This is a genomic window from Halomonas sp. PBN3, from assembly GCF_000475415.1.
Classification (GTDB): Bacteria; Pseudomonadota; Gammaproteobacteria; order Pseudomonadales; family Halomonadaceae; genus Halomonas; species Halomonas shengliensis.
In genome coordinates, this window is sequence record NZ_AXCA01000068.1 from 1 (window position 1) to 18,547 (window position 18,547).

The 18,547-nt window shown below is 70.5% G+C and carries 18 protein-coding genes; 13 read left to right on the forward strand and 5 right to left on the reverse strand.

What is annotated here, in order from left to right; all coding sequences use genetic code 11:
• Positions 1–276: 276 nt before the first annotated feature.
• Positions 277–1,476 carry a tyrosine--tRNA ligase gene (gene tyrS / locus Q673_RS22920; protein WP_023004987.1) on the reverse strand — a complete coding sequence of 400 codons (1,200 nt, stop codon included), beginning with the start codon at positions 1,474–1,476 and terminating at the stop codon, positions 277–279.
• A gap of 110 nt (positions 1,477–1,586) precedes the next feature.
• On the opposite strand from tyrS, the gene Q673_RS22925 reads away from it, so the two are divergent.
• Positions 1,587–2,735 (forward strand): anhydro-N-acetylmuramic acid kinase, encoded by a 1,149-nt coding sequence (locus tag Q673_RS22925; protein ID WP_023004988.1) that lies wholly within the window; start codon positions 1,587–1,589, stop codon positions 2,733–2,735.
• Positions 2,736–2,753: 18 nt separating this feature from the next.
• Here Q673_RS22925 and Q673_RS22930 read toward each other — a convergent pair whose 3' ends face one another.
• Both Q673_RS22930 and Q673_RS22935 read right to left on the reverse strand, forming a co-directional pair.
• The gene (locus tag Q673_RS22930) at positions 2,754–3,899 is read right to left on the reverse strand and encodes a PilT/PilU family type 4a pilus ATPase (protein ID WP_023004989.1); all 1,146 of its coding nucleotides are present in this window, start codon (positions 3,897–3,899) and stop codon (positions 2,754–2,756) included.
• Positions 3,900–3,961: 62 nt separating this feature from the next.
• The gene (locus Q673_RS22935; protein WP_023004990.1) at positions 3,962–4,990 is read right to left on the reverse strand and encodes a type IV pilus twitching motility protein PilT; all 1,029 of its coding nucleotides are present in this window, start codon (positions 4,988–4,990) and stop codon (positions 3,962–3,964) included.
• 62 nt (positions 4,991–5,052) lie between these two features.
• Between Q673_RS22935 and Q673_RS22940 the strand changes: the two genes are divergently transcribed.
• From Q673_RS22940 to Q673_RS22965, 6 genes are read left to right on the forward strand one after another with little or no spacing between them, the layout of a single operon-like run.
• On the forward strand, positions 5,053–5,760 hold the full coding sequence (locus Q673_RS22940; protein ID WP_023004991.1) for a YggS family pyridoxal phosphate-dependent enzyme: 708 nt from the start codon (positions 5,053–5,055) through the stop codon (positions 5,758–5,760).
• A gap of 58 nt (positions 5,761–5,818) precedes the next feature.
• Positions 5,819–6,643 (forward strand): pyrroline-5-carboxylate reductase, encoded by an 825-nt coding sequence (gene proC / locus Q673_RS22945; protein WP_023004992.1) that lies wholly within the window; start codon positions 5,819–5,821, stop codon positions 6,641–6,643.
• A 43-nt stretch (positions 6,644–6,686) separates the two neighbouring features.
• On the forward strand, positions 6,687–7,280 hold the full coding sequence (locus tag Q673_RS22950; RefSeq protein ID WP_023004993.1) for a YggT family protein: 594 nt from the start codon (positions 6,687–6,689) through the stop codon (positions 7,278–7,280).
• A gap of 54 nt (positions 7,281–7,334) precedes the next feature.
• Positions 7,335–8,492 carry a homoserine O-succinyltransferase MetX gene (gene metX / locus Q673_RS22955; protein WP_023004994.1) on the forward strand — a complete coding sequence of 386 codons (1,158 nt, stop codon included), beginning with the start codon at positions 7,335–7,337 and terminating at the stop codon, positions 8,490–8,492.
• Positions 8,489–9,085: a methionine biosynthesis protein MetW gene (gene metW / locus Q673_RS22960; RefSeq protein WP_023004995.1), complete on the forward strand. Its 597-nt coding sequence runs from the start codon at positions 8,489–8,491 to the stop codon at positions 9,083–9,085. The genes metX and metW overlap by 4 nt, the downstream gene beginning before the upstream one ends.
• Positions 9,086–9,120: 35 nt before the next feature.
• Positions 9,121–9,573, forward strand: coding sequence for a DUF4426 domain-containing protein (locus Q673_RS22965; protein WP_023004996.1), 453 nt, complete (start codon positions 9,121–9,123; stop codon positions 9,571–9,573).
• 3 nt (positions 9,574–9,576) lie between these two features.
• On the opposite strand, the gene sfsA is transcribed toward Q673_RS22965, so the two are convergent.
• Together sfsA and Q673_RS22975 are read right to left on the reverse strand one after the other, a co-directional pair.
• Positions 9,577–10,329, reverse strand: coding sequence for a DNA/RNA nuclease SfsA (sfsA, locus tag Q673_RS22970; RefSeq protein WP_023004997.1), 753 nt, complete (start codon positions 10,327–10,329; stop codon positions 9,577–9,579).
• A gap of 8 nt (positions 10,330–10,337) precedes the next feature.
• Positions 10,338–11,498, reverse strand: a complete 1,161-nt coding sequence (locus Q673_RS22975) for a pyridoxal phosphate-dependent aminotransferase (RefSeq protein ID WP_023004998.1) — start codon at positions 11,496–11,498, stop codon at positions 10,338–10,340.
• Positions 11,499–11,730: 232 nt separating this feature from the next.
• Between Q673_RS22975 and dksA the strand changes: the two genes are divergently transcribed.
• The 6 genes from dksA (at position 11,731) to Q673_RS23000 (ending at position 17,868) form a co-directional block, all read left to right on the forward strand.
• Positions 11,731–12,168, forward strand: a complete 438-nt coding sequence (gene dksA, locus Q673_RS22980; protein ID WP_023004999.1) for an RNA polymerase-binding protein DksA — start codon at positions 11,731–11,733, stop codon at positions 12,166–12,168.
• A gap of 90 nt (positions 12,169–12,258) precedes the next feature.
• On the forward strand, positions 12,259–13,149 hold the full coding sequence (gene gluQRS, locus Q673_RS22985; protein ID WP_023005000.1) for a tRNA glutamyl-Q(34) synthetase GluQRS: 891 nt from the start codon (positions 12,259–12,261) through the stop codon (positions 13,147–13,149).
• A gap of 10 nt (positions 13,150–13,159) precedes the next feature.
• Positions 13,160–13,336, forward strand: a complete 177-nt coding sequence (locus Q673_RS36815; protein WP_023005001.1) for a hypothetical protein — start codon at positions 13,160–13,162, stop codon at positions 13,334–13,336.
• Complete coding sequence (locus tag Q673_RS37070; protein WP_023005002.1) at positions 13,326–13,448, forward strand: hypothetical protein; 123 nt, start codon at positions 13,326–13,328, stop codon at positions 13,446–13,448. The genes Q673_RS36815 and Q673_RS37070 overlap by 11 nt, the downstream gene beginning before the upstream one ends.
• A gap of 101 nt (positions 13,449–13,549) precedes the next feature.
• A complete protein-coding gene (locus Q673_RS22995; RefSeq protein WP_023005003.1) occupies positions 13,550–16,483 on the forward strand; it encodes an ATP-binding protein in 2,934 nt (977 codons plus the stop codon).
• On the forward strand, positions 16,480–17,868 hold the full coding sequence (locus Q673_RS23000) for a sigma-54-dependent transcriptional regulator (protein WP_023005004.1): 1,389 nt from the start codon (positions 16,480–16,482) through the stop codon (positions 17,866–17,868). Before Q673_RS22995 ends, Q673_RS23000 begins: the two co-directional genes overlap by 4 nt.
• The last annotated feature ends 679 nt before the right edge of the window (positions 17,869–18,547 follow it).

Below are 18,547 nucleotides of genomic sequence, written 5' to 3' on the forward strand. Positions count from 1 at the left end.
CTTCTGCCACCTCCACCGCCTACAACGTTAGCCCGTCGCCGGCAGCGGATGCGTACTTTACGGATTTCCCGGGGACCGTGCAAGGCCTTCGTGAAGAAAAATGTCGGGGACGTGTCGCGAGCGTGGCCAGGAGGCCGAGGGCAGCTTATCCACAGCGCCTTTCGGCGGCGGCCGGGTGTGGATAGATGCGCCGGCGGCCAGAGACACGAACGCCCGCGCAGGGCGGGCGTCGTGACCAGGGCAGCCGGACGGACTCGGGCGAGGGAGAGACGCGCCTCAACCGAGGATCACGCGGGCATAGCGTTTCTTGCCCGCCTGGATGACGTAGCTCTTACCGGTCTCGAGCATATGGTCACGCTCGACCACCTCACCGTCGACCTTGACCCGGCCGTTGCCCAGCATGTCCTTGGCCTGGGCGCTGTTCTTGGCCAACCCGGAGCGGTTGAGCACGGCGGCGATGGGCGCCTGTTCGCTGCCCTCGAAGTCCACCTCCACCTCGGGCAGGTCCTCGGGCAGCTCGCCCTCGGCAAGCTGGTTGCCGGCGGAGCGGTGGGCGTTGGCCGCCGCCTCCTCGCCGTGATAGCGACCGATCAGCTCGCGGGCCAGCGTCATCTTGATGTCCCGGGGGTTGGCGCCCTGCTCGACATCGCGCTTGAGCGCCTCGATCTCTTCGTTGGGCTTCAGCGAGAGCAGCTCGAAGTAGCGCCACATCAGGCTGTCCGGCATCGAGACCAGCTTGTTGAACATCGCGCCCGGGGACTCGTCCACGCCCACGTAGTTGCCCAGCGACTTGGACATCTTCTGCACCCCGTCGAGCCCCTCCAGCAGCGGCATGGTGATCACCACCTGGGGAGCCTGGCCGAAGTGCTTCTGGATCTCGCGGCCCATCAGCAGGTTGAACTTCTGGTCGGTGCCGCCGAGTTCCACGTCGGCCTCCAGCGCCACCGAGTCGTAGCCCTGCACCAGCGGGTAGAGGAACTCGTGGATGGAGATCGACTGGCCACCCCGGTAGCGCTTCTCGAAGTCATCCCGCTCGAGCATGCGCGCCACCGTGCTCTGCCCGGCCAGCTCGATCATGTCGGCGGCGCTCATGGCGGTGAACCATTCGGAGTTGAAGCGTACCTCGGTCTTCGCGGGGTCGAGGATCTTGAACACCTGCTCCTTGTAGGTCTGGGCGTTGGCCTTGACCTCCTCCTCGGTGAGCGGCTTGCGGGTGACGTTCTTGCCGGTGGGGTCGCCGATGCGGCCGGTGAAGTCGCCGATCAGGAAGACCACCTCGTGGCCCAGGTCCTGGAACTGGCGCATCTTGGTCAGCAGCACGCTGTGGCCCAGGTGCAGGTCCGGCGCCGTGGGGTCGAAGCCCGCCTTGATGCGCAGCTTGCGCCCGGACTCCAGCTTCTTGACCAGCTCCTCCTCCAGCAGGATCTCCTGGGTCCCCCGCTTCAGCAGCGCCAGTGCGCTTGCCACGTCACTCATCGTCGCCTACTCCACGTATCAGGTTGTCCGGCCCGAGGGCCACGCAATGGGGCGGGATGGTAGCATGAGACGACGCTGCGCGCTGACGCCCCACCGACCCGGAGACCGCCATGCCCCTCTTCATCGGCCTGATGTCAGGCACCAGCCTGGACGGAATCGACGCCGCCCTGGTGGAGATCCCCGGGGAGGCCGGTACCCCGCGGCTGCTGGCACACCACGCCGAGCCGATGCCTGCCCCGCTGCGCGAGCGGCTGTGGGCGCTGTGCCATGCCGACGCCGCCCGCTTCGCCGACCTGGCCGCCGCCGAGGAGGCCTTCTGTGGCCTCCAGGCCGCAGCGGTGGCTGCCCTGCTGGCCGGGAGCCACACCCCCAGGGAGACGGTGGCGGCCATCGGCAGCCACGGCCAGACCATCGAGCACGCCCCCTATGGTCATGCGACGGGGGGGCATGCCGGCGGGCCCGCCTACACCCTGCAGCTCGATAACCCCAGCCGCCTGGCGGAGCTCACTGGCATCGCCGTGGTGGCCGACTTCCGCCGCCGCGACCTGGCGGCCGGCGGCCAGGCCGCGCCCCTGGCGCCGGCCTTCCACCAGGCGCTGTTCCGCGCCCCTGGGCAATGGCGGCTGGTCCTCAACCTCGGCGGCTTCGCCAACCTGACCCTGCTGCCGCCGCTCGAGGACCCGCGCGCGCCGCTGGGCTTCGACTCGGGGCCGGCCAACGCCCTGCTCGACGCCTGGCATGCGCGCCACCGCGGCGGCGCCTTCGACACCGACGGCGCCTGGGCCGCCTCAGGGCGGGTCGACGAGGCCCTGCTGGCGCGCCTGCTGGAGGAGCCCTTCTTCCACCGGCCGCCGCCGCGCAGCACCGGGCGCGAGCTGTTCCATCTCGGCTGGCTGGCGAATCGCTTGCGCGGTGATGAGCGGCCCGAGGACGTGCAGGCGACCCTGGCCGAGCTGACGGCGACCAGCGTCGCCCTGGCGGTGGAGATGGCGCGGGAGCAGCTCGAGGCGCCCTCCCCCGAGCGCCTAATTCCCTGCGGGGGCGGCGCCCACAACCGCGACCTGCTGGCGCGGCTGGCTCGCCGCCTGCCCGAGGCACGCCTGGCCGACGCCGCCGAGTGGGGGTGGCCCGCCGACTGGCTGGAGGCCGGCGCCTTCGCCTGGCTGGCCCAGCGTCGCCTGGCGGGCCTGCCGGGCAACCTGCCAAGCGTCACCGGTGCCGCCGGCCCTCGCGTGCTGGGGGGCGTCTACGCCCCCTGAGTACCGCCACCGCGCGCCTCAGAAGTCGTCGTCGCGCTTCAGCGAAAGCTGGCTGGCCGCCTCCTTGGCCTGGCCAACCCCCTCGCTGCCCTCGCCACCGCCGAACTTGATCATCATGCGCAGGTCGTTGGCGGAGTCGGCATGCACCAGGGCCACGTCCTCGCTGATCCGCCCCGACCGGTAGAGGTCATAGAGCGCCTGGTCGAAGGTCTGCATGCCGAGCTCCCGGGAGCGTGACATGACGTTCTTGATCTCGCTGACCTCCCCCTTGCGCACCAGGTCACCGATCAGCGGCGACTTGAGCATGATCTCGATGGCCGGGCAGCGCCCGCCATCCAGCGTGGGCAGCAGCTGCTGGGCGACAATGGCGCGCAGGTTGAGGGAGAGGTCGAGCCATACCTGGGCGTGTCGCTCGATGGGGAAGAAGTTGATGATGCGATCCAGCGCCTGGTTGGCGTTGTTGGCGTGCAGCGTGGCCAGGCAGAGGTGACCGGTCTCGGCGAAGGTCAGGGCGTGCTCCATGGTCTCCCGGGTGCGCACCTCGCCGATCAGGATGACGTCCGGGGCCTGGCGCAGGGTGTTCTTGAGCGCCACCTCGAAGGACTCGGTGTCGATGCCCACCTCGCGCTGGTTGACGATCGCCTTCTTGTGCGGATGGACGTACTCGATGGGGTCCTCGACGCTGATGATATGGCCGCCCAGGGTCTCGTTGCGCTGCTGGATCATCGACGCCAGGGTGGTCGACTTGCCGGTGCCGGTGCCGCCCACCACGAACACCAGGCCACGCTTGATGTTGGCCAGCTCGCCGAGGGTGGGGGGCAGGGAGAGCTCCTCCAGGTGCGGGATCTCGAGGCCGATGCGGCGGATGACCATGGCCTTCTGGTTGCGCTGCTGGAAGGCGCTGACGCGGAAGCGCCCCTTGCCCTTGAGGCTGAGCGCGAAGTTGGCCTCGTGCTCCACCGCGAAGCGTTCACGCAGCATCTCGGGGAGCGAGGCCGCCACCAGCTCGTCGACCTGCGCCACCGAGAGCCCCTGCTCCCCCATGGGGGTCAGCCGGCCGGCCATCTTCAGGGTCGGCGGCGCCGCCACCGAGATCAGCAGATCCGAGGCATCCTTCTGGACCATGATGTCCAGCAGCTGGTTGAGCCACTCTTGAGCCGTCATCTCCCTGCTCCCTCTTCATTGTCGTGTCGTTGTCTGCCGTGTCGCCGCTGCCCGGGATCGGGTCACAGCACGCTCTTGGCCTTGGCCTGGGCCTCGTCGCGGGCCACCACGTTGTCGGCCACCAGCTTGGCCAGCGAGGCGTCCAGGGTCTGCATGCCCAGGTTGCCGCCGGTCTGGATGGCCGAGTAGATCTGCGCCACCTTGTCCTCGCGGATCAGGTTGCGCACCGCCGCCGTGGCGATGAGGATCTCGTGGGCCGCCACCCGCCCGCCGCCCATACGCTTGAGCAGCGCCTGGGAGACCACCGCCTGCAGCGACTCCGAGAGCATCGAGCGCACCATCGATTTCTCCTCGCCGGGGAAGACGTCGATGATCCGGTCGATGGTCTTGGCCGCCGAGGTGGTGTGCAGGGTGCCGAACACCAGGTGGCCGGTCTCCGCCGCGGTGAGTGCCAGGCGGATGGTCTCGAGGTCGCGCATCTCGCCCACCAGGATCACGTCGGGGTCCTCGCGCAGGGCGCTGCGCAGCGCCGGGGCGAAGCCGTGGGTATCGCGATGCACCTCGCGCTGGTTGATCAGGCAGCGCTTGCTGCGGTGCACGAACTCCACCGGATCCTCGATGGTCAGGATATGCTCGTAGCGGTTGTCGTTGATGTAGTCGATCATCGCCGCAAGCGTGGTGCTCTTGCCCGAGCCGGTGGGACCGGTGACCAGCACCAGGCCGCGGGGCAGCATGGAGAGCTGACGGAAGACGGTGCCGAGGCCGAGGTCCTCCAGGGTCAGCACCTCGGTGGGGATGGTACGGAACACCGCCCCGGCACCGCGGGCGTGGTTGAAGACGTTGACACGGAAGCGCGAGATGCCCGGCACCTCGAAGGAGAAGTCGGTCTCGAAGAACTCCTCGTAGTCGCGCCGCTGGCGGTCGGCCATGATGTCGTAGATCAGCTTGCGGACCTCGCGGTCCTCCATGGCCGGCACGTTGAGCCGACGGATATCGCCATCCACGCGGATCATCGGAGGCAGGCCCGCCGAGAGGTGGAGGTCGGAGGCCTTCTGCTTTGCCGAGAACGCCAGCAGTTCGGTAATATCCATGCGTTTTCCCTGCTCCCGATGGTGGTGCGTCTTGTGAGGTCCAGTATGACAGAGCTTGTGACATGACGGGGCCGGTGCTCGCCGAGTCCCTCGCCGCCGCCCGCCAGCGCCTGGCCGATGCCCTGAGCCGCGCCGGCCGTCCCGTGGCCGATGCACGCCTGCTGGCGGTGAGCAAGACCAAGCCCGCCGGGATGATCCGCGAGGCCTGGCACCTGGGCCAACGCGACTTCGGCGAGAACTACGTCCAGGAGGCGCTGGAGAAGCAGCAGGTGCTGGCCGACCTCGAGGAGATCGTGTGGCATTTCATCGGCCCGCTGCAATCCAACAAGACCCGGGACGTGGCGGAGCACTTCGCCTGGGTACACAGCGTAGACCGCGAGAAGATCGCCCGGCGCCTGAACGATCAACGCCCCGAGGCGCTGCCGCCCCTGCAGGTCTGCCTGCAGGTCAACATCAGCGGCGAGGCCTCCAAGTCCGGGGCGAGCCTCGAGGCGCTGCCCGCCCTGGCCGAGGCGGTGCTGGGCCTGCCCCGCCTGCGTCTGCGCGGGCTGATGGCGATCCCCGCCCCGGCCGAGGGGCTGGCCGCCCAGCGCGAGCCCTGCGCACGCCTGCGCCAGGCCCTGGAGGCGCTCCGTGAGCGGTTCCCCGAGGCGCCGCTGGATACCCTCTCCATGGGGATGAGCGACGACCTCGAGGCCGCCGTGCTGGAGGGCGCCACCCTGGTGCGACTGGGCACCGCCATCTTCGGGGCCCGCGAGCCACGCCCCTGACCCCACACCGTGGCCACCCCGGCGGCCACCTATCGTCGAGCGACACAGGACAGAGCCCATGGCAAGCCAAGTCACCTTCATCGGCGCCGGCAACATGGCCGGCGCCATCATCGGCGGGATGATCGAGAGCGGCTTCACCGCCGAGGCCATCACCGCCACCTCCCCCGATGACGCCGTCCTGTCCCCGCTGCGCGAGCGCCTGGGCATCCACACCACCACCGACAACGCCGCCGCGGTGGCCGAGGCCGACGTGGTGGTGCTGGCGGTCAAGCCGCAGATCATGCGCCAGGTGTGCGAAGGCATGCGCGACGCCGTCCAGGCCCGCCGGCCGCTGATCGTCTCGGTGGCCGCCGGCCTGCCCGCCGAGACCCTGGAGCGCTGGCTGGGGGGCGAGCTGCCGGTGGTGCGCTGCATGCCCAACACCCCGTCGCTGGTGGGCGCCGGCGCCGCCGGCCTGTATGCCAACGCGCGGGTCGACGAGGCCCAGCGTCGACTGGCCACCGAGCTGATGGAGGCGGTCGGCCTGGTGGAGTGGGTCGACGACGAGGCCCTGCTGGAGGCCGTCACCGCCGTCTCCGGCAGCGCCCCGGCCTACTTCTTCCTGATGTTCGAGGCCATGGAGGAGGCCGGCGTCCGACTGGGCCTGCCCGCCGACACCGCCCGCCGCCTGGCGATGCAGACCGCCTTCGGTGCCGCGAAGATGGCCATGGCCAGCGACAAGCCGCCGGCCGAGCTCAAGCGCAACGTGATGTCGCCCGGCGGCACCACCGAGCGCGCCATCGAGCACCTCGAGCAGGCCGGCCTGCGCATCGCCCTGGCCGAGGCGATGGAGGCCTGCGCGGCGCGCGCCCGCGAGATGGCCGACGAGCTCGGCAGCGACTGACGCCGCCGCGACCCTACGAACCCCATTTCCGAGGAGGGACCATATGGGCAGCCAACTGGGCAACGCCGGCCTGATGCTGGTCAACACCCTGGTCAACATCTACATCTTCCTGCTGATGCTGCGCTTCCTGCTGCAGGCGTCGCGGGCCGACTACTACAACCCCATCAGCCAGTCGGTGGTCAGGGTGACCCAGCCCGCCGTGCGCCCCTTCCAGGGCTTCCTCGGCCCGGTCATGGGCCGCTTCGACCTGGCCACCCTGGCCACCGGCTTCGTGATCAAGGCGATCAGCATCGTGGTGATCCTGCAGGTCGCCGGCTTCGGCATGCCGCCGGTGGGCGGGGTTGCCATCGGCACCCTGGCGGCGCTGGCCAATGCCATCCTCAAGATCTACTTCTTCGCGCTGATCGTGATGATCATCCTCAGCTGGGTGGCCCCCAGCGCCAGCCACCCCGGCGCGCTGCTGGTGATGCAGCTGGTCGAGCCGATCATGGCGCCGGTACGCCGGGTGATCCCGCCGCTGGGCATGATCGACCTGTCGCCGATCTTCGTGTTCATCGCCATCAGCCTGATCGATGGTATCGTGGTGACCTCGCTGACCCGCGCCGCCGGGATCGCCGGCGCCCTGGTGGGCCTCTGACGCCACCGGCGGTGCGCCCCCGCAACGACTGAACGACTGGACACGGAACGACTGATGCCCGAGATCGCACGCGACTCGGTCGGCCTGGTGACGCCCCAGACAGCGCACTTCGACGACCCCCTGGAACTGGCCTGCGGCAGGACGCTGCCGGCCTACGACCTCGTCTACGAGACCTACGGCACCCTCAACGCCGAGCGCTCCAACGCCGTGCTGATCTGCCACGCCCTCTCCGGCCACCACCACGCCGCCGGCTACCACGCCGAGGACGAGCGCAAGCCGGGCTGGTGGGACGCCCATATCGGGCCGGGCAAATCCATCGACACCGACCGCTTCTTCGTGGTCTCGCTCAACAACCTCGGCGGCTGCCACGGCAGCACCGGTCCGGCCAGCGTCAACCCCGCCACCGGCCGCCTGTGGGGGCCGGAGTTTCCGGTGGTGACGGTGGGCGACTGGGTGCACAGCCAGGCGCGCCTGGCCGACCGCCTGGGGATCGAGCGCTTCGCCGCGGTGATCGGCGGAAGCCTGGGTGGCATGCAGGCGCTGCAGTGGACCCTGAGCTACCCGGAGCGAGTCGCCAGCGCCGCGGTGATCGCCGCCACCCCGCGGCTCTCGGCGCAGAACATCGCCTTCAACGAGGTCGCCCGCCAGGCCATCCGCTCCGATCCCGAGTTCCACGACGGCTGGTACGCCGAGCACGACGCCATCCCCCGGCGCGGGCTCAAGCTGGCGCGCATGGTGGGCCACATCACCTACCTCTCCGAAGACGCCATGGGCCACAAGTTCGGCCGCGACCTGCGCAGCGATGACTTCAACTTCGGCTTCGACGTGGAGTTCCAGGTGGAGTCCTACCTGCGCTACCAGGGCGACACCTTCTCCACCTCCTTCGACGCCAACACCTACCTGCTGATGACCAAGGCGCTGGACTATTTCGACCCGGCGGCTGTGCACGGCGGCGACCTGGCGCGCGCCCTGGCCCCGGCCGAGTGCCCCTTCCTGGTGGCCAGCTTCACCACCGATTGGCGCTTCCCGCCCTCGCGCTCCCGGGAGCTGGTGGACGCCCTGATCCGCGCCGGCAAGGCGGTCAGCTACGTCAACATCGACTCGACCCACGGCCACGACGCCTTCCTGATGCCCGAGCCCCGCTACCAGGCGGTGTTCGCCGCCTTCATGGCACGCGTGGCCCGTGACCTCGGCCTGGAGGAGCGCCCATGACCCGCCCCGACCTCAAGCTGATCCACGACTGGGTCCCGGCCGGCGCCCATATCCTCGACCTGGCCTGCGGCGACGGCACCCTGCTGGATGCCCTGGCCCGTGACAAGAACGTCACCGGCTACGGCCTGGAGATCGACCCGGACGGCATCACCGCCTGCATCGCCCGCGGGGTCAACGTCATCGAGCAGAACCTCGACGAGGGGCTGGCCAACTTCGACGACGATGCCTGCGACCTGGTGGTGATGACCCAGGCGCTGCAGGCGCTGCGCCGCCCCGACCGTGCCCTGGACGAGATGCTGCGCGTCGCCTGTGAGGCGATCATCACCTTCCCCAACTTCGCCTACTGGCGCCACCGGGTGCACCTCGGCATCCGCGGCTACATGCCGGTCTCCAAGTCGCTGCCCCACGCCTGGTACGACACCCCCAACATCCACCTCTCGACCTTCAACGACTTTGAACAACTCTGTCGCGACAAGGGTCTGATCATCACCGACCGGGCGGTGGGCATCGGCGACCACGAGGGACACTGGACCTCGCGGCTGTGGCCCAACCTGTTCGGCGAGATCGCGATCTTCCGGGTCAGCCGTGGCTGACCCGGCGCCCCGGGCCCACACATGCGAGGGAGACGATGAAGCGAGGCATCCTGGCCGCCCTGACGGCGGGCACCCTGACCCTGCTGGCCGCTGCCGCCACCGCCCAGCAGTTCGAGCAGGTGGACGACGTCCAGATCCACTACAGCGCGGTAAGCACCAGCTTCCTGCCGGAGGCGGTGGCCCGTGAGCACCGCATCCAGCGCAACCCCGCCCTGGCGCTGCTCAACGTCAGCGTGCTCGAGGAGCAGGCGGATGGCACCACCCGCAGCGTGCCGGCCACGGTCGACGGCCGCGTCGGCGAGGTGGGCGACGAGGAGGGCGAACCGCTGAGCTTCCGCACCCTGCGCATCGGTGACACCCCCTCCCAGGTGGCGGTGTTCCGCATCCGTGACGACGCCCCCATGCGCTTCGACCTCGAGGTGCGCCACGACCGCAACGCCGAGCCGGCCCGCGTCAGCTTCATTCAGCGCTTCTATATCGACAGATAGCGGCTAGAAGCGCCGCTCGAGCGCCACCGGCAGGGCTTCCCCCAGGCGGATCGCCACCGGCCGCTCCCCGTCGCGCCGGATCTCGCAGCGCTGCGCCAGCACCTCCATCCCGCGCCCGGCAGCATCGCGCAGGGCCCGGGCGTAGGCGGGGTCGAGGTGCTCGGCCGGCGCCACGTCGTCGATGCCCTCGTGGGCCACGCAGAACAGCAGCACCGCCCGCTGCCCCCCTTCCGCCAGCGCGGCGAGCACCTCCAGGTGCCTCCTGCCACGCTCGCTCACCGCGTCCGGGAAGTAGCCGTGGCCGTCCGGCTCCTTCAGGGTGACCTGCTTGACCTCCACGAAGGCCACCCCGCGTATCGGGTCATCGAGGCGGAAGTCGAGTCGCGCGGCCTGCCCCCCCGCGGCAGCCACCGCCGCCTCGCGACGCAGCTCGGCATAGCCCGCAAGCCCGGGCACCCACCCGGCACGCAGCGCCTCCTCGACGATGCGGTTGGCGCGGCCGGTCTGCACCGAGGCGATGGCCAGCGTGCCGTCGGGCTGGGGCAGCTCGATCAGCTCCCAGGTCCAGGCCAGCTTACGCTTCGGGTTATCGCTCGGCGAGAGCCACACCCGGCAGCCCGGCACATTGACCGCCCGCATGGAGCCGGTATTGGGGCAGTGGGCGGTGACCTCGCGGCCATCGTCGAGGCGCACGTCGGCTAGGAAGCGCTTGTAGCGCCGCAGCAGAGTGCCGGGCACCAGGTCGGGATAGTCCACGCCACTGCCTACTGGCGCGCCAGGAAACGCTCGAGGCGGGCCACCGCCTCCTCCAGGCGCGCGATCCCGGTGGTGAAGGCGATCCGCACATGGCGCTCGCCGCCCGCCACCGCGAAGTCGATCCCCGGGGTGATGGCGATGTTCTCCTCCTCCAGCAGGCGCCGGCAGAAGGCCTGGCTGTCGTCGCTGTAGCGGGAGATGTCGAGCCACAGGTAGAAGGCGCCCTGGGGCGGCAGCGAAGGCGCCAGGCCGAGCCGCGCCAGCCCGCCGAGCAGGGCATCACGGCGCCGGCCGAGCTCGGCACGCCGCGCCTCGAGGATCTCACGGCACTCGGGGGTGAAGGCCGCCAGGGCGGCATGCTGGGCCGGCGTGGGGGCGGCCAGGAAGACGTTCTGGGCCAGCCGGGTGAGCGGCTCCACCGCCGCGTCCGGCGCCAGCAGCCAGCCCAGCCGCCAGCCGGTCATGCCGAAGTACTTGGAGAAGCTGTTGACCACGAAGGCGTCCGGCGTGACCGACGCCACCGAGAGCGGCGCGAGGTCATAGCAGAGCCCCTGGTAGATCTCGTCCACCAGCAGGGCGCCGCCCCTCGCCGCCACCGTCTCGGCCACCGCCGCGAGTCGCCCGGCATCGAGCATATGGCCGGTGGGGTTGGAGGGGGTGGCCAGCATCGCCAGCCGGGTGGCGTCGCGCCAGTGCGCCGCGACGAGCTCGGCATCCAGCTGCCAGCCGCTTTCCGGCCCCACCGGCACCGTGTCCACCTCGGCCCCGGCCAGGGCCATGAAGTGGCGGTTGCAGGGGTAGTTGGGGTCGGCCATCAGCACGCGGTCGCCGGGCCCGGCCAGCAGCTGGCTGGCCAGCAGCAGCGCCCCGGAGGCGCCGGGGGTGACCAGGATGCGGCGCGGGTCGACCTCGGCGCCAAAGTGCTCGGCATAGTGGCCGGCGATCGCCTCGCGCAGCGCCGGCAGCCCTGCCGCCGGCGTGTAGCGGGTGTGTCCCGCGGCCAGCGCCGCCTGCCCCGCGGCCACCACCGGCTCGGGGGTGGCGAAGTCGGGCTCGCCCACCTCCAGGTGGATGACGTCATGGCCGGCAGCCTCCCGGGCCTGGGCGGTCTCCAGCAGGCTCAGGACCCGGAAGGGGGCGATGCGATCGATACGCGGGCTCCACGCCATGGCGGGCCTCCTGTGGCAGGGGATGGGGCACCCGGGAGCCTGACGCCCCCGGCGCGGTCAAAGGGCTGATGGTCGCCACAGTGTAACGACTTTGGTGGCAGGGGCGCAGCCAGGGGCGAGGAGGAGGTTGCAAAGCCCCGATATTTGGGCTAAACAAGCATCCCTTTGGCGTGAGATACCTTGCATCGCGGCGGGTATTGATCAGCAGTCACTCAAGTAACGAGGCAGTCCCATGCCAGTAGCCGACAAGAAAGCGGAAGCGCCCAAGAAATTCACCCCCTACGAGCCGGCGGCGGGTGAAGAGTACATGAACGAGAAGCAGCTGGAGCACTTCCGACAGATCCTGCTGGGCTGGAAGCAGGAGCTCATGGAAGAGGTGGACCGCACCGTACGCCATCTGCAGGAGGAGGCGAACAACTACGCCGACCCGGCCGACCGTGCCACCCAAGAGGAGGGCTTCAGCCTGGAGCTGCGCACCCGTGACCGCGAGCGCAAGCTGCTCAAGAAGATCAACGAGACCCTCGAGAAGATCGACGAGGACGACTACGGCTTCTGCGAGGCCTGCGGCGTCGAGATCGGCATCCGCCGCCTGGAGGCCCGCCCCACGGCCACCCTGTGCGTCGACTGCAAGACGCTGGCCGAGCTCAAGGAAAAGCAGCTGGGCGGCTGAGCCGAGCATGCCGATGCACGCACCGGCCATCCGTGACGGGCACCCCAGGGTGCCCGTTTGCGTGTCTGACGCCCGCGACGGGAGGCGCCCATGAGCCGTTACCGCGGCCGCTTCGCCCCCACCCCCTCGGGGCCACTGCACTTCGGCTCGCTGGTGGCCGCCCTGGCCAGCTTCCTGGACGCCCGCCATGCCGGCGGCGAGTGGCGGCTGCGTATCGAGGACATCGACCCGCCACGCTGCCCGGCCGGCGCCGCCGACGCGATCCAGCGCCAGCTGGAGGCCTTCGGCCTGCACTGGGACGGCCCGGTGCTCTGGCAGCACGACCGTGACGACGCCTACCAGGCCGCCCTGGAGCGCCTGATCGACCAGGGCCTGGCCTACCCCTGCAGCTGCTCGCGAAAGCAGTGGCGCGACTACCCCATCTACCCCGGCTGGTGCCGCGAGGGAGTGCGCGAGCCCGGCAAGCCCGTGGCCTGGCGGCTGCGCAGCGACCTGGGACTGCGCCCGGTGACCTGGGAGGATCGCCTGTTCGGCCACCAGTGCTTCGACCCGGCGACGCTCGGCGACGTGGTGCTGCGGCGCAAGGACGGCCTGTGGGCCTACCAGCTCGCCGTGGTGGTGGACGACGCCGATCAGGGCATCACCGACGTGGTGCGCGGCCTCGATCTGCTCGACAACACCCCCTGGCAGCGCCAGCTGCAGCACGCCCTGGGCGTTCCCCAGCCGCGCTACCTGCACCTGCCGCTGATCGTCGGCGAGAACGGCCAGAAGCTCTCCAAGCAGAACCTGGCACCGGCGCTGCCCACCGACGACGCTGCCGTGCGCCCGCTGCTCCACGCCGCCCTGATGGCCCTGGACCAGGCCCCGCCGGCGGGGCTGGCCAGCGCCCCGGTGGCCGAGCAGCTGGAGCAGGCCGTGGCGGCCTGGTCGGTGGCGCGCCTCCAGCCGCACCGCGAGCGCCCGCTCGTGGCGCCGACCTGAAGGAGCCGCCATGCATGTCTATCGGCTGATGCTGTTCCTGGTGCTGGGCGGCTACCTGCTCTCGCCGCTGATGATGAGCGGCTGGGGCAGCCCCGGCGTCGCCTGGTACCGACCCTTCATCATCTGGGGGGTGCTGATCGCCCTGACCCTGTGGCTGGAACAGAAGAGGAAGCTCGATGAGCGCTAGCCCGAGTGGCCTGGCTGCCGGCCGGGTACCGCCGCTCCTCGTGGTCATCCGGGGGGTGCCGATTGCCCTGACCCTGTGGCTGGAACAGAAGAGGAAGCTCGATGAGCGCTAGCCCGAGCGGCCTGGCTGCCGGCCGGGTACCGCCGCTCCTCGTGGTCATCCGGGGGGTGCCGATTGCCCTGGCCCCGTGGCGGGAACCGAAGGAGGTAGTCGATGAACGCTAGCCTGGTGACCATGCTCGGCGTGGGCGCCGGCTTCCTGGTGCTGCTGCTGCTCTGCGCGCTGGCGGTGGAGCGCGGCCTGGTGCCCACCCGGGTCACCCGCCACCCGCTGGTCACCACCCTGGCGCTGGGGGTCTACGCCAGCGCCTGGGCGATCTACGGCAGCCTGGAACTCGCCGCCACCGCCGGCTTCGGCTATCTCACCTACTACCTGGGGGTGGCCGGCGCCTTCCTGCTGGCGCCGGTGCTGCTGGTGCCGATCCAGCGCATGGTGTGCACCCACCAGCTGGCCTCCCTGGCCGACCTCTTCGCCTTCCGCTACCGCTCGCGCTGGGTCGGCAGCCTGGTCACCCTGATCAGCCTGCTGGCGGTGCTGCCGCTGCTGGCACTGCAGGTGCAGACCATGGGCAACGCCATCTACCTGATGACCGGCGCCGCCTCGCCGGCCTCCCTGGCGCTGGCCTTCTGCCTGCTGCTGGCGCTGTTCGACATGCTGTTCGTCGGACGCCGGCGCATCGACGACCGCCACGACAGCCTGCTGGCGGTGCTGGCGCTCTCCTCGCTGATCAAGCTGGCCGCCATGCTCGGCCTGGGAGCCTTCGCCCTGGTCGCGGTCTTCGACGGCCCGGCCAGCGTCCAGGCCTGGCTCGAGGGCCCCGGCCAGGCGCACCAGGCGAGCGTGGTGCAGACCGACCCCGCCCACTGGCGCTCGCTGCTGCTGCTGTTCTTCGCCGGCCTGATGATGCCGCACATCTTCCACCTGGTGTTCACCGAGACTCGCTCGCGCCACACCCTGCTGCAGGCCAGCTGGTCTCTGCCGCTGTTCCTGCTGCTGATGGCGCTGCCGGTACCGCTGATCCTGTGGGCCGGCCAGGCGCTCGAGGCCGAGGCGCCGCTGGGTGTCGCCTACCTGGCGTTCGGCCTCTCCGACGCGGTGGCGCTGCAGGCCCTGGCCTTCCTGGCCGGCCTGGCCGCCACCGGCGCCACCACCCTGCTGGTCGCCCTGGCGCTGTCGCGGATGCTGGTCAACCACGTCTTCCTGGTGGCCCACCCGCCGGAGGCCCAGCAGGACCTCTACCGCTGGCTGCAGTGGCTGCGCCGCGGCCTGGTGCTGGCGGTGGTGCTGGGCGGCTGGCTGTTCTACCGCGTGGTGGGCCTCAACCACGACCTGACCAGCCTGGGGCTGGCCGCCTTCGTGGGCATGGCCCAGTGCCTGCCCGGCCTGCTGTCCCTGCTCTACTGGCCGGGGGCCAACCGCAAGGGGATGGTCGCGGGGCTGGTGGCCGGCGTGCTGGTGTGGCTGGCCGGGCTGTGGCTGCCGCTGCTCACCGGGCTGCCCGCGCTGGTGTTGCTGCCCCCCGGCCTCGAGGTGCTGGCCGGCGAGCCCGACTGGTACGTCGTCACCCTGGTCTCGCTGGCCACCAACGCCCTGGTGTTCATCGTCGTCTCGCTGGCCACCCCCACCTCCGAGGGCGAGCGCGCCGCCGCCGAGGCCTGCTCGGTGGACGCCGTGATCCGCCCCAAGCGCCTGCCCCTGGAGGCGGCCAACGGCGAGGAGTTCAAGGCGCGACTGGCCCGCGCCCTGGGCGAGTCGGTGGCCAGCCGCGAGGTCGACCGCGCCCTGGACGACCTCGGCCTCTCCCCGCTGGAGGGTCGCCCCTACGCCCTGCGCCGCCTGCGTGACCGCCTGCAGGCCAACCTCTCCGGGCTGATGGGGCCCTCGGTGGCCCAGGACATCGTCGACCGCTACCTGCCCTATCGCCAGGGCGGGCCGGGTGCCACCGAGGACATCCACTTCGTCGAGAGCCGCCTGGAGGCCTACCGCTCGCGCCTCACCGGCCTGGCCCGGGAGCTCGACGGCCTGCGCCGCTACCACCGCCGCACCCTGGCCCGGCTGCCGGTGGGGCTGTGCGCCTTCGGCGAGGATGGCGAGCTGTTGATGTGGAACGACGCCCTGGCCCGTCTCTCGGGCATCGAGGGCGCCAGCGTGATCGGCTCGCGACGCGACGGCCTGCCCGCCCCCTGGGGCGATCTGCTCGGGCGCATCCTCGAGAGCGAGGCGCCCCAGCTCTACAAGCAGCCGGTCACCCTGGCGGGCACCACCCGCTACCTGAGCCTGCACCAGGCGGAGCTCGCCGGCGAGGAGGACGAGCCCGGCGGGCGCGTGATCCTGGTGGAGGACCACAGCGAGATGAAGTGGCTGGAGGACGAGCTGGTCCACGCCGCGCGGCTCGCCTCCATCGGCCAGCTGGCCGCCGGGGTCGCCCACGAGATCGGCAACCCCATCACCGGCATCTCCTCGCTGGCCCAGAACCTGCGCTACGACACCGACGACCCCGAGGTGCTGGAGACCGCCGAGCAGATCCAGCAGCTCACCGGTCGCGTCTCGCGCATCGTCTCGTCGCTGGTGGGCTTCGCCCATGGCGGTCGCCACCTGCCCGACCGCACGCTGGACCGGGTCCTGCTGGCCGAGGTGGTGGACGAGGCGATCCACTTGATCCACCTCGCCCGCTCGGGGGACGATATCCGTTTCGACAACCGCTGCCCGGCCGAGGCCAGCGTGGAGGGCGACGCCCAGCGCCTGCTGCAGGTGATGGTCAACCTGCTGAGCAACGCCCGCGACGCCAGCAGCGCCGGCGACGACGTGACCATCGAGGCCCGCATCGAAGACGCAGGCGTGCGCCTCGACGTCACCGACCAGGGCAGCGGCATCGACGAGGGCGTGCGCGACCGCCTGTTCGAGCCCTTCACCACCACCAAGCCCCCCGGCGAGGGCACCGGGCTCGGCCTGCCGCTGGTCTACACCATCGTCGCCGAGCACCACGGCCGGCTCGACGTCGCCTCGCCGCCGCCGGGACACGCGCACGGCACCCGCATCTCGGTGTGGCTGCCGCGCCACCAGAAGGAGGGTGAGACACCCCGATGAGCCGGATCCTGATCGTAGAAGACGAAGCCATCATCCGCAGCGCCCTGCGCCGCCTGCTCGAGCGCCACGACTACCGGGTCGAGGAGGCTGGCGCGGTGGACGAGGCCATGGCCCGGGATCCGCAGCGCTTCGACCTGGTGATCAGCGACCTGCGCCTGCCCGGCGAGCCGGGTACCGCGCTGATCCAGCGCGCCGCCCCGGTGCCGGTGCTGATCATGACCAGCTATGCCAGCATGCGCTCGGCGGTGGAGGCCCTGAAGCAGGGCGCGGTGGACTACGTGGCCAAGCCCTTCGACCACGACGAGCTGCTGGAGACCGTGGCCCGGGTGCTGCACCAGCAGGCCAGTCGCCGCGCCGAGCCCCCCGACGTCGCCGAGCCCGACGGCCAGGCACGACCAATGATCGGCCACTGCGAGGCGATGCAACGGGTCTACGCGCGGATCCGCAAGACTGCCCCGGCCGACGTCACCGTGCTGATCCAGGGCGAGTCCGGCACCGGCAAGGAGCTGGTGGCGCGCGCCCTGCACCAGCAGAGCCGGCGCGCCCAGGCGCCGCTGATCTGCGTGAACTGCGCGGCGATCCCCGAGACCCTGATCGAGTCGGAGCTGTTCGGCCACGAGAAGGGCGCCTTCACCGGCGCCAGCGCGGCGCGTACCGGCCTGGTGGAGGCCGCCGACGGCGGCACCCTGTTCCTCGACGAGATCGGCGAGCTGCCCCTGGATGCCCAGGCGCGCCTGCTGCGCGTGCTTCAGGAGGGCGAGATCCGCCGCATCGGCTCGGTGGAGACCCGCCACGTCGACGTGCGCCTGATCGCCGCCACCCACCGCGACCTCCAGGCGCTCTCCAAGACCGGCGAGTTCCGCCTCGACCTCTACTACCGCCTCAACGTGATGCAGATCGACCTGCCGCCGCTGCGCGAGCGCGACGAGGACGTGCTGCTGATCGCCGACGCCCTGCTGGAGAAGGCCTGCCGGCGCCACGACCGCGAGGGGCTACGCCTCTCCCGGGCGGCCCGCGACGAGATCCGCCACTACCCCTGGCCCGGCAACGTGCGCGAGCTGGAGAACGCCCTGGAGCGCGGGGTGATCCTCGCCGAGGGGCACCTGATCCATCCCGACGACCTGGGGCTCTCCGAGGCCCCGCTCCCCCCGCGGCGGCCGACCGCGCCGAACGAGGAGCCCGCGCCTGCCGGCGAGGCCACCACCGCCCCCGACGACGACCTGTCGCTGGAGGACTACTTCCAGCACTTCGTCCTCGAGCACCAGGACCACATGAGCGAGACCGAGCTGGCCCAGAAGCTCGGCATCAGCCGCAAGTCGCTGTGGGAACGCCGTCAGCGCCTCGGCATCCCGCGCAAGCGGAGCCTGCGCCGCAAGGCCGAGTGACCCGCCCCACGTCCATGCGACCATGGCGCTAGAGGCCCGCCCCGACCTCCGGAGAGGCCCCATGGCCGGTGTTACCGGCCCACTCTGCCCCATTTGTTACCGTCCCACACAGCCAGTGCCCCATCCCGGTGCCATTCGGGTAACACTCGCCGGCCTCCTCCGGCGCCGCCCGTCGCCTAACCCATGTAAGACACTGTAATGAAAGGGATAAAACAGGACTGGCACGCCGGCTGCTATCTAACAGGGCAAGAAAAACAAGTTCCGGCGTCGCCCGCTGCCCGCCACAACAACAACAGCGCAGCCCGGGTGACACAGATCCGCCGCCACAACAACAACCCTGGCGGATCACGCCATACGGCACCAGACCGAACAACAACAACAGCATCGAGTGCCCGGCCCCTCGGCCCTGGTCGACGAGATTCGACCCCAACAACAACAACCGCAGCGACCGAGGCTCCGGAAGACACAGGACGCGACGCGCCGGCCCACACGCCCACGAACAACAACAACGGGCCCAGCCAGGCGCACCCCTGGAAACAACAGCAACACGCCGGGGGGAGGCAGACTCACTGCCGTCGTGGTTGGATTATTGTTTTGAATACGAGGCGGTCACCAACCGGGAGCGCCAACAAGGATAACAACACTGCTTGCCTGACCTCCTTGGTGACTGTGGTGCGTA